The organism is uncultured Brachyspira sp. (genome assembly GCF_949287625.1).
Taxonomy (GTDB): domain Bacteria; phylum Spirochaetota; class Brachyspiria; order Brachyspirales; family Brachyspiraceae; genus Brachyspira.
Window position 1 is genome coordinate 1 of sequence record NZ_CASEGO010000108.1, and the last position, 13,749, is coordinate 13,749.

At 28.3% G+C, this 13,749-nt stretch carries 14 protein-coding genes, 1 pseudogene and 1 riboswitch; of the genes and pseudogenes, 12 read left to right on the plus strand and 3 right to left on the minus strand.

The genetic code is table 11. The features are described from left to right. Window positions 1–292: 292 nt before the first annotated feature. The 4 genes from Q1X91_RS13215 to Q1X91_RS13230 all read left to right on the plus strand — a co-directional run bounded on the left by Q1X91_RS13215 (window position 293) and on the right by Q1X91_RS13230 (window position 2,589). On the plus strand, window positions 293–1,033 hold the full coding sequence (locus tag Q1X91_RS13215) for a serine/threonine protein phosphatase (protein WP_300758459.1): 741 nt from the start codon (window positions 293–295) through the stop codon (window positions 1,031–1,033). A gap of 52 nt (window positions 1,034–1,085) precedes the next feature. Further along, window positions 1,086–1,574: a DUF4234 domain-containing protein gene (locus tag Q1X91_RS13220; RefSeq protein ID WP_300758462.1), complete on the plus strand. Its 489-nt coding sequence runs from the start codon at window positions 1,086–1,088 to the stop codon at window positions 1,572–1,574. 75 nt (window positions 1,575–1,649) lie between these two features. Then, window positions 1,650–1,883 (plus strand): Imm17 family immunity protein, encoded by a 234-nt coding sequence (locus Q1X91_RS13225; RefSeq protein ID WP_300758465.1) that lies wholly within the window; start codon window positions 1,650–1,652, stop codon window positions 1,881–1,883. A 19-nt stretch (window positions 1,884–1,902) separates the two neighbouring features. Continuing rightward, the gene (locus Q1X91_RS13230) at window positions 1,903–2,589 is read left to right on the plus strand and encodes a uracil-DNA glycosylase family protein (RefSeq protein WP_300758467.1); all 687 of its coding nucleotides are present in this window, start codon (window positions 1,903–1,905) and stop codon (window positions 2,587–2,589) included. A 527-nt stretch (window positions 2,590–3,116) separates the two neighbouring features. Here Q1X91_RS13230 and Q1X91_RS13235 read toward each other — a convergent pair. The 3 genes from Q1X91_RS13235 to Q1X91_RS13245 all read right to left on the minus strand — a co-directional run bounded on the left by Q1X91_RS13235 (window position 3,117) and on the right by Q1X91_RS13245 (window position 6,399). After that, window positions 3,117–4,769, minus strand: a complete 1,653-nt coding sequence (locus Q1X91_RS13235) for a Na+/H+ antiporter NhaC family protein (protein ID WP_300758469.1) — start codon at window positions 4,767–4,769, stop codon at window positions 3,117–3,119. A 298-nt stretch (window positions 4,770–5,067) separates the two neighbouring features. After that, on the minus strand, window positions 5,068–5,895 hold the full coding sequence (locus Q1X91_RS13240) for a hypothetical protein (protein WP_300758472.1): 828 nt from the start codon (window positions 5,893–5,895) through the stop codon (window positions 5,068–5,070). 69 nt (window positions 5,896–5,964) lie between these two features. Continuing rightward, entirely contained in the window at window positions 5,965–6,399 is a 435-nt protein-coding gene (locus Q1X91_RS13245) for a hypothetical protein (RefSeq protein WP_300758475.1), read from the minus strand. 102 nt (window positions 6,400–6,501) lie between these two features. Here Q1X91_RS13245 and Q1X91_RS13250 point away from each other — a divergent pair, with 102 nt between their 5' ends. From Q1X91_RS13250 to Q1X91_RS13285, 8 genes and pseudogenes are all read left to right on the plus strand, one after another. Then, entirely contained in the window at window positions 6,502–6,954 is a 453-nt protein-coding gene (locus Q1X91_RS13250) for a DIP1984 family protein (protein WP_300758478.1), read from the plus strand. Between the two features lie 147 nt (window positions 6,955–7,101). Further along, window positions 7,102–8,037, plus strand: a complete 936-nt coding sequence (locus Q1X91_RS13255; RefSeq protein WP_300758481.1) for a DNA cytosine methyltransferase — start codon at window positions 7,102–7,104, stop codon at window positions 8,035–8,037. Window positions 8,038–8,055: 18 nt separating this feature from the next. Then, complete coding sequence (locus Q1X91_RS13260) at window positions 8,056–9,219, plus strand: restriction endonuclease PLD domain-containing protein (protein WP_300758484.1); 1,164 nt, start codon at window positions 8,056–8,058, stop codon at window positions 9,217–9,219. A gap of 19 nt (window positions 9,220–9,238) precedes the next feature. Further along, window positions 9,239–9,664 carry a very short patch repair endonuclease gene (vsr, locus tag Q1X91_RS13265; protein ID WP_300758487.1) on the plus strand — a complete coding sequence of 142 codons (426 nt, stop codon included), beginning with the start codon at window positions 9,239–9,241 and terminating at the stop codon, window positions 9,662–9,664. A 56-nt stretch (window positions 9,665–9,720) separates the two neighbouring features. Next, a riboswitch (FMN riboswitch) is annotated at window positions 9,721–9,859 on the plus strand. 142 nt (window positions 9,860–10,001) lie between these two features. Further along, window positions 10,002–11,111 carry a bifunctional diaminohydroxyphosphoribosylaminopyrimidine deaminase/5-amino-6-(5-phosphoribosylamino)uracil reductase RibD gene (ribD, locus tag Q1X91_RS13270; RefSeq protein ID WP_300758490.1) on the plus strand — a complete coding sequence of 370 codons (1,110 nt, stop codon included), beginning with the start codon at window positions 10,002–10,004 and terminating at the stop codon, window positions 11,109–11,111. 130 nt (window positions 11,112–11,241) lie between these two features. Beyond that, window positions 11,242–11,895: a riboflavin synthase gene (locus Q1X91_RS13275; RefSeq protein ID WP_300758492.1), complete on the plus strand. Its 654-nt coding sequence runs from the start codon at window positions 11,242–11,244 to the stop codon at window positions 11,893–11,895. 74 nt (window positions 11,896–11,969) lie between these two features. Further along, window positions 11,970–13,169 carry a bifunctional 3,4-dihydroxy-2-butanone-4-phosphate synthase/GTP cyclohydrolase II gene (locus Q1X91_RS13280; protein WP_300758494.1) on the plus strand — a complete coding sequence of 400 codons (1,200 nt, stop codon included), beginning with the start codon at window positions 11,970–11,972 and terminating at the stop codon, window positions 13,167–13,169. Between the two features lie 94 nt (window positions 13,170–13,263). After that, window positions 13,264–13,749 (plus strand): annotated as a pseudogene (locus tag Q1X91_RS13285) (hypothetical protein); the annotation flags it as partial.

The window sequence follows — 13,749 nt, forward strand, 5'->3', positions numbered from 1 at the left end:
CAGAGATTACCATACGTTTAATACATATCTTTAAAATATAAAGTTCTAGTAATTGCGTTTTTCGCGAAGCGTGCCTTTGGCAAAAACTTTTTTGTGCGGTAAAAAAGTTGATAATTCTATATAATGTACATCAGTTGACAAAATGAAATCGTTCCAGTATATACTAAAAATTTTTAAAAATCCTCCCCTACTCTAGTGTTAAACTTATATTATTGATATTTAGAGTATTCTAATATATAATCAAAACCCATAATATATAAAGGCATATAAAAATAATTAAGGATTAATAACTATGAATATTTTCACTTTTACAAAAAAAGGTTCTAATACAAAAATAAATACTGATACTATTCTTTTTAATAGCGAATCTGTATCAGGACATCCTATTCTTATTAATGAGCAGTTAAACTATTCTCATTTTATAAACAATATAAGCGGAACGGCTGTTTCACTTATAGCTGACGGACTTGGAGATACATTTGCTTCAAAATTGGCTATAGATATATATAATGAAAATTTTCTGGATTTGATTGAGCTTGTTGGAGAGCAGGAAGTATTTAATTGGATAGTTCATAATTTTGTAAAATTAGAGGTTGTAGCTTCTAGGGATTCATCAGATGACAAAGAAAAATCTATGGCTGGAGCTTCTATTGCTGGAGTTTTATATCATAAATTTGTAGGTGCTTTTGTTTTTAATGCAGGAGATTCTAAAGTTTTTGCTGTAAATAAAAACAGAGCTATTCAAGTAACTAGAGACCATATAAGCGGAAATGCTTTGGAGAATTGTGCCTGTGCAGGAGGCGGACATTATATTACTGTTGAAGGGGCTAGAAGAAATCAGAATTATAATTATTTTATAGCTTCTAATTCTATGATTGAGCTTTTATCAAATAAATATAAAAATGCTGAAGAAGCAGTTATTGATATAATGCTTTCTTTAAATACTGAAGAGGCTTTAGGTAAAATAAATAAAATTACTGAAAACGCTAATGATAATGTAAGTGCTTTAGGATTATTTAATATTTTTGAATAATTTTATAAATGTTTCTAAAATCTTTACATAAAATATATTTATGGACTTACTTATGAAAAAAGGTGCTGTAAGAACTATACCGATAATGTTATTATTAAATATCGTTACTTGCGGCTGGTATTATATTTATTGGATATATCAGACTTCATCTGAAATAAAAAATTTTATTGAAAGAGAAGATTTGAATCCTGCATTGGAAATAATATTAGGTATAGTTACAGGAGGACTTTATTTTAAGTATTGGTATTATAAATATGGAAAAATTGTTTATAAAGAAATGCCTTTAAAAGTTGGTATGAATAATACTGAAGATAAAACAATGGTTCTTGTGCTTATTGATATTGCAGTTGCTGTTATTTATTTCTTTAATATGTTCTTTAACATTCTTATTTTGATATTAAAATTAATAAGCTCTCCTGCAAAAGCAGAAGATTTAATTATGCTTTTTACTCTTTTTCCTACCGGATTAATTTTTATAGTAAATATTTCTTCGCTTATAATGCAGGATAAACTTAATAATATTTGGAATAAAGTTCAGTAATTTGTTATAATATTATTTGTTATTGCCCTACCCTATTATATTTAATATTATTAATAATTATTGGTTTTATTAATTATGAAGTATGATGAGATTATAAAAAAGTTTCCATATTTGTTTGCAATATTAGCGGGCATTTTATTTATTTTAGCTGCTGTTTTTAAATGGAGTTTTCTTTTAAACAATAATAGTTCAAATTTTATGATGAATATACATGAGATGTTTGGAGAGATTGGGGTTAGAATAATTACATTTATTTTGGGTCTTGTGATAATAATATGCTCCATAATAATTTGGGTAATAAGAAAATAATTTTTGATGATTTTTAATAATGGATACAGAGAAACATTTATTTGATGATATTAACTTCTTTCCTTATAAAATGAGAGTTTTGATGCTAGGTACTTTTCCAGTTCCTAATTATTCCAATATAGAAAGGTTTGAAAAATTAAGCAGCAAAGAAAAAGAAAATGCTTGGTATTATGCAAGTAAGAGGAGTGAGTTTTGGAAGATAATATCATACAGTTTTGACATTGATTATGATAATTTAGTTTCGTCAAAACAAAATAAGAAAAAACTTTTTGAAGAGAATAGGGTAGGTATAGCTGATGTTTTCTTAAAATGCAAAAGAAAAAATAAAGAAAGTGCCAGAGATACTGACTTAATAATACTTGAATACAATAATATATTAAGTGAAATAATAACAAATAAATATTTGGAAGTTATAATATTTACAAGCAGATTTACAGAGAAGCATTTTTTTAAGATACTTAAGAATAATAAAATAGATTATAATACAGAAGAGAGTAGGGGCGTTTATGATTATTACAATAATGGAGCAAATGATAAAGGTATTACTATTGATATTATAAATTCATTAAGAGAGCGTTATTTATACATTAGTGATTCTAAAAAAATAAAACTTGCAACAATCACATTAAAAATAAGTCCCATAAAGGGTGTAAGTTTATATTCAACAAAGAAAGAGCTTTACAAATATTATTTAACTAACAAATAGTTTTTTATCTTTCATTCTAAAATAATTTATAAAGTCGAAGTATAGGTTCTAAAATCTGCATGCGAGCATTTATGAAAGTCTTAAATTTAAATCACGCTTTGGGCGGGCGTACTAAAAAAATAATAGACTTATAGATTTAATTAATACTATAATATAAAAATAAAGCATTTAAATCTAAAAGGGTGGGGATTAAAGTAAAGTTAAAAAATTTATTCTGGCTGCCCACCCAAGCATTTTTTTAATTTATAACATTCTTCAACGCACGTTAAATTGACTCTTATATAAAAAATAAATTAAATTTGTTAATCCAATCTATATCTTAAAAATTAGCTCTGCGTGCGTTTGGGAAATCCTTAAATTTAAATTACGCTTTGGGCGGGTGCTCTTAAAGAAATATAGGCTTATAGATTTAATCAAAATCAATTAAAAAAATAAAGCTTTTAAATCTGAAAGGGCGGGGATTAGAAAAAATCTTTTATTCTAATCCCCGCAATATAATAGCATAAATATTAAAAAGCTATAATTATTTATTTAGAATCTTCTGATATATTTTTTTTATATAAAGATGATATTCTATCATAAAATTTAGGAGCAAGCAGAGCAAGTACGCACATCACTATAAAACCTACTAATAAAGCAGCTATAGGACTTAAAGTAACACCGCCTACTACAACACCTACAAATGATGAAATAGCAACTAATCCAGCATAAGGAATTTGAGTTGCCACATGCTCAAGCAAAGGACAATTACTTCCAGTAGAAGAAAGTATAGTAGTATCAGATATAGGAGAACAGTGATCTCCAAAAACAGCCCCAGAAACAACAGAGCCTACACTTATAAGCAGAACATTAAGGAGAGCTTCTCCAGTATATCCGTTTCCAGCGGCAAGACCGTTGGCTATAGGTATAACTATAGGAATAAGTATAGCAAAAGTACCCCAGCTTGTACCAGTAGAGAAAGCTATAACACAGCCAAGCAAATATCCTATAGCAGGAAGTATCCAAAGAGGGAAACCGCCTCCTTTTACAGCCTCAGAAAGAAAAGCTGCAAGACCAAGTCCGCCGTCTTCTGGGCTTGATTTTATAACACTTCCTATAGACCAAGCTAATGCAAGTACTACTAAAGCTGGAACCATTGACTTTATACCTTCTATTATAGAGTTACCAGCTGAACGTATATTTAATAATCTTCTAGCCATATAATATATGTACATTATCATAATAGAAATAACTGCCCCATAAAATAAAGCCTTAGAAGCATCAGTATCTAAAAAAGCCTGATTTAGAGATATACTAGACATAGCAGCAGAAAAAGTGTTTATCCCATCTTTTCCTATTAATCCCATATATGTTGTAACTGGAAACATTACTATACATACTATAATAAGAACAACTATCGCTATAACCATATCATACCATTTAGCAGTATCATTTGAAGAGCTTTCCAAATTACCAGGACAATCACCGTATAATTCTTCATCAAATAATTTTCCTTTTTGTGCATTATCTTCGCTTCTTTTCATAGGTCCGAAATCTTTAAACACTAAAGCCATAAGAACTACAAATGCCAAAGCCAAAAGCGGATAAACAGAATAAGGTATCATTTTTATAAAGAAAATAAATTCGCTTATATTTAAAGATTCAAAACCTTCGGAATCCCTAATATAGCTCATAACAGTAACAACCCAAGTGGATATAGGAGCAAGTATACAAACAGGAGCAGCAGTTGAATCTAGTATATATGCTAGTTTAGCCCTTGAAATTTTATTCTGGTCGAAAGCAGGACGCATAACAGTACCTACTGATAAGCTGTTGAAATAGTCATCTATAAATATAATAAGACCAAAAAACCAAGTAAATATGAGTATGCTCTTTTTTGTTTTTAAATATTTACTTGCCCAAAGACCGAAAGCCTTAGTAGCACCAGTTTTTGAAAGCATGCTCACAAAGGCACCAAGCAAAGCACAAAATAAAAGTATGCGTATATTCCAAGCATCACCGCTCATCTCAGCAACTTTATCTGTGAATATTGTAATCGCTGTAAATATATTTCCATGTGCTATTATCAATGTTCCAGAAAGTATACCAAGTGTGAGAGAGATGATAACTTCTTTCGTGACCAAAGCAAGTATAATGGCCAAAAGAGGCGGTATAATACCTAACATACCATAATGTTCCATAAAGTTTACTCCTAATTAATATATACATTTTTTATAATTATGAAAATATTTTAATGATAAATATTAATGACAATAAAAAATATAAAAAAAGCCCCCTTATTTTGGGAGGCAAAATTTTAAAAATTATTATATATTGCAAAATATCAATAATTTAACACTCCCAAAGAGAGAGGGCTTTTTTTAACTTTTTATGTAAAAAAGAATTATTCATTATAATATTCCAAAATTATTTCTTACTTTTAATAGTAAAGATAATTTTATATTAAAAATGCTGATTTGTCAATAGCATACATTTTAATCAATTAAACTCATAATGAAGTGTATATCTTTCCATAATTGATTTGTCTCCAAAACACACTAATACTATATAATACTTCCTTCCAGCTTCAAAACTTGTATTTAATCTGTTAATTGATTTCTTTATGTAGTTATAATTTTCGTCGAACAAAAGAATATCTATATCCTTTGAATATTCAAGTATTATATTAATAGAAGTATTTATATCAGTATCATTTTCTATTTTATAAATATCTATATCTGTTATATCAGAGTTTTTTATATAAGGCTTTATATTCTCATCTATATCAAAATCATTATACAAAAAATATCCGTAAACTAATTCATTAGGATAATTGATTATATTTGCCGTATTAATATTATTATTTGGCTCTATTTCATTAGAAGGGAAATAATCATTTTTTAACTCAAATCTTACATCATATTTACCCTCTTTATCAGAACTTAATTTAAGAAAATAACTGTCATCATAAAACATAAAATCTTTTAATTCAATAAAGCCTCTATAATTTTCAATATCTTTTGTATTAATATTAATGACATCGCTGTTTGAAGATGACATCAAAGTTAAATTTATATCCAATTTGTTTGCATAAATAGATAAATCCATAACTGAGGCATTGGTGGGCTTTATCTGGTAATAATCTATATCTTCATCACTTTGAAAACCAGCATTTATAGAAGTACTTGTGTCTATAAACTGCGAATATTCCAAACTATCATTAGGCTCTATTTCATCTCGATTTACAGAGATTATATTATTTTCTCTATTATTATTTCTGCATGAAATTATTATAAGTAATAATATTATTATCAATTTATATTTCATTTAATTCTCTTTTATTAATTATATAATTGAAAATATACATTCCTTTATAAAAGAATGCAAACTAATAAATTATAAATTGGTACTGTCAGAAAGAAGTTTATAAATCCAAGTATCCTCAGAATTATTTAGAGGAAGAGTATATTTCTTTCCGTCATAATCTGTAAATATTATTCTTTTTTTATTATAATCAATCATCATTTTACTATTATCAATATTTAAATGCTGAGCACTGTTTGTATCTTTAATATCCTTTATATATTTAGCCTCTTCTATATATTTTATATTTTGACTGCCGTTTTTATTATCTATTTGTCCAGATATATATGTTATATTATTAAATGATGTTTTATCTTCCCTTTTAAGCAGTATAAAAGTTAATGTTTCATTTGTTAATCTGTTTCCTTTAGCATCTTCATCGAATATTAAAATGCCTATATTATCATTTACGTATATATTGCAGCTTATTAAAATAAAAAATAGACTCAAATAAAAAATCTTTTTCATAATAGATCACCTTAAAAATTATTATTGACTAGAATAACTTTTCTATTATACTTTTATATATAATATTATACAATTAAAAAAAATAAATAGACAGGAGATATTATGAAATTAGGAGAGGCTTTATTAAAAAAAGATGAATATATTAAGAGGCAGGAAAATATTAAAAAGAGGATAAAAAGCAATGTTGTACTAAGAGATGATAATGAAAACAATGAAAATCCTAATGATCTAATAAAAGAATATATTGATATAAATAATGAACTTTCAGATTTAATTGTAAAAATAGATAGTAAAGAACATGAAACAAAACTTGATATAGGAATATCTATTGCTGATGCTATCAATATAAGAGATAAATTAGAAAGAGAATTAGATATTTATAAAACTGTTTTAAAAGAGCTTAACAGCAAAGATTATAGAAATGCTAAAAATGAAATAAAGATGAAAGTTTTAGTTAATGTAAAAGAGATTCAGGCAGAAGCTGATAAACTTTCAAAGGCATATAGTGATATAGATGTTATTATTCAGTCGGCTAATTGGAATACTGACTTATAATTTATATTTGCATTTTACGCACGCAGAACAGATTAAAAAACAATATATAAAACTAGAAATAATTTTGACAAATATAAATTATGATTTATAATCCGAATAATAAAATGATAATATAAATAATTTTGTTAAATATTAGGAAATCATATAATGTGCAGATTTATTGATTTATTTGCAGGAGTAGGGGGATTTCATTTAGCTTTTAATTCAGAAAATTGTGTTTTTGCTAGTGAGATAGATACCAATGCAAGAGAAACTTATAAATTAAATTTCCCTGATACTATACTTGAAGGTGATATTACAAAAATAGACGAAAAAGATATACCTGAGCATGATATACTTTGTGCTGGTTTTCCATGTCAGCCTTTTTCTGTAGCAGGATACCGTAAAGGTTTTGAAGATACAAGAGGAACTTTATTTTTTGACATAGTTAGAATAATAAAATATCATAAGCCTAAAGCTGTTCTTCTTGAAAATGTTAAAAATCTTGAAACCCATGATAACGGAAATACATTAAAAATAATAATAAATACTCTAAAAGATTTAAATTATTATGTTTCATATAAAGTATTAAATTCAGCAGAATATTCAAACATACCTCAGAACAGAGAAAGAATATTTATTGCTGCTTTCAGTAAAGAAAAGGTATACCATTATTCTAATTTTAAATTCCCTGAACCTGTAGAGCTTACTAAAACTATTCATGATTTTATAGAGCATGAAAAACAAGATGATATATATTATTACAACAGCACTAAATATTATGAAATTTTTAATGATAATATAAAAAAGCAGGATACTGTATACCAATGGAGAAGGCATTATATAAGAGAAAACAAATCAAATCTTTGTCCTACTCTAACTGCTAATATGGGAGAAGGCGGTCATAATGTTCCAATAATACGTGATAATTATGGTATAAGGAAATTAACGCCTAGAGAATGTTTTAATTTTCAGGGATATCCTAAAGATTTTAAACTACCTAAACAATCAAATTCAAAATTATATAAGCAGGCAGGAAATTCAATAGTTTATCCTTTAGTAAAAAAAATAGCAGATAATATTCTTAAGGTTATAGACTGCTAATCAAGAATGAGGCATAAAATGATTAATTTTTTTGAGCTGGATAAGAAAGAAAATAAGAATTATGTAAAATTAATACAGATAGTATCTAAACTTTCAAGACTTTATAGCGGCAGCAGCAGTCCTTATATATATTATAGGGCTATGGAAAATTTGTTCTGTTTTTGTTTTAATGCTAAAAATTTAAGCCGTTCAGATACAGCATTTGATGCAAAAATAGATAATATAGGTATAGGATTAAAAACTTTTCTAGGAGAAAATAAGAATTACAGTTTTGAAAAAATAGCAGAATTTAATAAAAATTCAAGTATGATCAGAGAAAAAACAGATGATAAAGATCTTACAGAATTTTTAGCAAATCTTAGAAATGAAAGAATTAAACTTGCTAAAGATATTTACGGTATATCTCGGGCTCAATATCATATCATAGTTAGAAGAAAAAATTTGCTGCTGTTTTTTGAAACAGATTATGATGAAATTGATATATCAAATTTAAGAATTGAAAAAGAAAAAGGATGTAAAAGTGAAAAATCTTTGGACTTTACAGACGGAAATCACTTGTATAAATTTAATTTTTCAAAAAGTACATTATTTAGAAAATTTGATATTCCTAAAAACTGTAATACAGCAGAGGCTGTAATATTTGAAAATCCTGCAAAACTTCTTCTTTCCATTGATGAAATTGGATATGATAAAATTTCAATTGAGGAAGAACAAAAATTGGAATATGTTATTCTGCCTTTATATACAGTAAAAAATAATATAAAAATAGTTCAGGAAAGATCTGCACTTAATCAATGGAATGCAAGCGGCAGGAAAAGAGATCCTAATGAGGTATATATAGCTATACCTTCATTAGTAAGAAAGCATTTTCCTAATTTTTTTCCTGAGAGAGATACTCCTTTTATTCTTAAAACACCGCTTGGAGAAATATTAAATGCTAAAGTATCTCAGGATAATAATAAGGCTCTTATGACAAATCCCAATAAAGCATTAAGCAGCTGGCTTCTTAGAGATGTACTAAAATTAAAAGAATTTGAACTTGCTTCAATTGATAAGATGGAATTTTTAGGAATTGATTCTGTAATAGTTACTAAAGAAAAAGAAGACGAGTATTCTATAGATATACAAAGCTGGGGAAGCTACGAAAAATTTGCAGAGAAATTAAATGCAGATGAAATTTAAATTGTGATAGGGTAATAATATGGCTGATAATAAAACTCACGAAGAAAGAAGCCGAAATATGGCAAGAATAAAAAGCAAAGATACAAAACCTGAAAATATTGTAAGAAAATATCTTTTTAAGAATGGATTCAGATACAGAAAGAATGATAAAAGATATCCTGGTAAACCCGATATCGTACTGCCGAAATATCATACAATTATTTTTGTAAACGGCTGTTTTTGGCATATGCATAACTGCTCAAGAGGAAGAATGCCTCTTTCTAATAAAAGCTATTGGGTACCTAAAATAAAACGCAACATGGAAAGGGACAAAAATAATATAATGAATCTGAAGTCAATGGGATGGAAAGTTATTATTATTTGGGAATGCGAACTAAAAAATAAAATTGCAGAAGAAAGACTGAATAAGTTATGCGAAGAAATAAGAATAAATTATAATAATTAATAATACATTACTGATACTTGACAATGAATTTTTTTTGTATTATAATATTAGTATATATAAATCTTCGGGGCTAGGTGAAATTCCATACCGGCGGTAAAGTCCGCGAGCTTTTTTGAAAATTATTCTTTTTCAGAAATAGCTGATTTGGTGCAATTCCAAAACCGACAGTTAAAGTCTGGATGGTAGAAGATATTAATGTAAACTTACTACATATCAAAAAATTATGGCTCTATTTGTTATGTTTTAACATTTAGAGTTTTTTTGTTTCTGCTTTAATAAATACTTCCTAAATAAAACCCAAAGATTATAAAAAATATTTTTTAAGAGTATTAGCATTATGCAGCAAAATATGCATGAAAAATATATGAGAATGGCTATTGAAGAAGCAAAAAAAGGAGAAGGATTTACTAGTCCCAATCCTTTGGTTGGTGCTGTGATAGTGAAAGATGATAAAGTTATAGGTATAGGTTATCATCAAAAATACGGTGAAAATCATGCTGAAATTAATGCTTTTCTTGACGCTCAAAAAAAAGGCGAAGATGTTGAAGGAGCTGCTATATATGTAACTTTAGAGCCTTGTTCTCATTATGGTAAAACTCCTCCTTGTGCTGATGCCATTATAAAAAATAAAATAAAAAAAGTTATTATAGGCTGTGTAGATTCTAATCCTAAAGTTGCAGGTAATGGCATAAAAAAATTAAAAGATGCTGGAATTGAAGTTGTAGTTAATATACTTGAAGATGAATGCAGAAAATTAAATGAAGTATTTTTCTATTATATAGCAAATAAAAGACCTTTTGTTGTGATGAAATATGCTATGACTATAGACGGTAAAATTGCCACATCAAGCGGAAAATCAAAATGGATAACTTCAGAAAAAGCAAGAGAGCATTCTCATAGATTTAGAAATAAATACTCTGCTATAATGGTAGGAATAAATACTGTAATAGAAGATAATCCTACACTTAATTGCAGACTTCCAAATACTAGAAACCCTATAAGGATAATTTTAGATAGTTCTTTAAAAATAGATTTGAACTCTAATATTTGTAAAACTGCAAAAGAAATAAAAACTTTTATAGCTACTATTAGTAATGATGATAAAAAAATAAAAGAGCTTGAAAATTTAGGAATTGAAATAATAAAAACAGAAAGTGATAATGGAAGAGTAAACTTAAAAGAATTGATGAAAATATTAGGTGAAGAGAAAAATATTGACAGTGTGTATGTAGAGGGAGGTGCTTCTTTGCATGCCAGTTTGATAGAGGAAAGGCTAGTAAATAAGGTTTTAGTTTATATAGCACCAAAAATATTTGGAGGCGTTAAAGCAAAAAGTCCTATAGGAGGCGAAGGGATCGATGACCCTAATAATGCTTTTAAACTTATATGCGGAGATATAACAAAAATAGATGATGATTTATTTTTGGAATACTATTTAAATTATTAATTTATAGATAAAATATATTAGCTTTACATATAATTAATTTTACACTTGCACTTTTTGGTACTTTTGGTGAAGCCCGCAGAGCGAAGGCGGGAAAAGTACAGAAATTATTTTAAGAGAGAAAATATCAATAATGTTTACTGGTATAGTTGAAGAAATAGGAATTGTTAAATCGGTACAGAGCAAAGTTATTACGATAGAAGCAAATAAAATATTTGATGATTTGCGTTTGGGTGATAGCATCGCTGTTAATGGTACTTGTTTAACTGTGTCTAGTTTTGATAATAAGATATTCAATGCTGATGTTACTCAGGAGACTTTGAACCGCACTAATTTGGGAAGTTTAAAAAACGGAAGCAGAGTTAATCTTGAAAGAGCAATGACTTTAAGCGGAAGATTCGGCGGTCATATAGTAAGCGGGCATATTGACGGAGTGGGAAGCATTAAATCTATGAAAAAAGATGATAATGCTATTATACTTACTATTGAAGTACCTAGACAATTAATGAAGTATATAGTAGAGAAAGGCTCTGTTGCTGTTGATGGTATAAGTTTGACGGTGGCAAGTTTAACAGATAATAGTTTTTCTATAGCTGTTATTCCTCATACATTAAAGGAAACTGTACTCTATTATAAAAAAGAGGGTGATAAGGTTAATATAGAAAATGATGTTATAGGCAAATATGTTGAAAGGCTTTTAACATTTAAAGAAGATGATAAAGAAAATAGTAATGACAGTAAAAAATCCAATATCACAATGGAGTTTTTGCTTAAGAACGGATTTTAATACTTTTAGTGTTTTTGCTTACAATATTTAGGAAAAGCACAAAATTAAAAAACGAATGAAGAAGGAGCATTCAAATGGAAAATATTTACAGCACTATTGATGAGGCTTTAGAGGATTTAAGAAACGGAAAGATAATAGTTGTTTCCGATGACGAAGATAGAGAAAATGAGGGAGATTTAATCTGTGCAGCTGAGTTTGCTACTACAGAAAATATAAACTTCATGGCTACTTATGCTAAAGGCTTGATATGCATGCCTATGAGCAAAGAGATTACAAACAAACTTAATTTAAATCAAATGGTTACAAAAAATACTGATAATCATGAAACAGCTTTTACAGTATCTATTGACCATGTTGAAACTACAACTGGTATTTCAGCAGTAGAAAGATCAATAACAGCTTTAAAAGTAGTTGATGATTCTTCAAGACCAGAAGATTTCAGACGTCCTGGTCATATGTTTCCATTACTTGCAAAAGACGGAGGCGTACTTGTAAGAATGGGTCATACTGAGGCTACTGTTGATTTGATGAGATTAGCGGGATTAAAAGAATGCGGTTTATGCTGCGAGATTATGAGAGATGACGGCGATATGATGAGAAGAGATGATTTGATTGATTTCGCTAAAAAGCATAATCTTAAAATGATAACTGTTTCTGATTTGATAGACTATAGAAAAAAGAATGAAGACTTGATGGAGCTTTATGCTAAGGCTAAAATGCCTACTAAATACGGAGAGTTTGAAATACTTACTTTTGTAAATAAAATAACAAAAGAACATCATGTAGTTTTAACTATGGGAGACATTTCAAGCGGAGAGGATGTGCTTTGCAGGGTGCATTCTGAATGTTTAACAGGCGATGCATTAGGCTCTAAAAGATGCGACTGCGGCGAGCAGTATGATTATGCTATGAGAAAAATTGCTTCTAAAGGCAGGGGCATAATGGTATATATGCGTCAGGAAGGCAGAGGAATAGGACTTGTTAATAAATTAAGAGCTTATGAACTTCAGGACAGCGGACTTGATACAGTGGATGCTAATATAGCTTTGGGTTTTAGAGATGATATGCGTGAATATTATGAGGCTTATCAAATGCTTAAAAATTTGGGAATTAAGAGCATAAAAATAATGACTAATAACCCAGATAAAATAAAGTATTTGAATAATTACGGACTTGAAATAAAAGACAGAGTGCCTATACAAATAGAGGCTTCAGAGTATGATGCATTTTATTTAAAGACTAAAAAAGAGCGTATGGGACACATACTAGATTAAGATTTCAAATAAAAAACTTGTGAGTGCCTGCTATTCGTAAGAACGGCAGGGCTTATTAACGAACAAGTTTTTTATATATAATGGGAGTTATTCAATGAAAAAAATTATTTTATTTCTTTTAAGCATTAATTTCTTATGGGCATTTCCGCCTAGTGAAGCTAATTTCTTATGGGCATTTCCGCCTAGTGAAGCGTATTTTTCTGAACTTTTAAGCGATAATGGTAAAGTAACAAAAAATACACTTAAAGCCTATAATGTAGAAAGTGGTGGTATAGTTTATTTTGATGGAGAGATTACATTAACAGGAGTTCTTGAAAGAGCTGATAATGAAGATATGGGAGATAATTATACTGCTTTAAGATTTTATCCTGATAATAATGTAAATCTTCCTTTTTTATATGCTTCATCTGAAATGTATTTGGAAAATCAAGGTGCTTCTAAATATGGTGATTCTTGGGATTTTAGCGGCGTTGAATTTGACAGATTGGAATTCGGTGTTTTATTAGAAAATATTGAAGTAAAATTACCAGAACCTTTAAATAAAAGATTTTTAGGTGCTTCTGCGGTAAGAGCTGAAGTA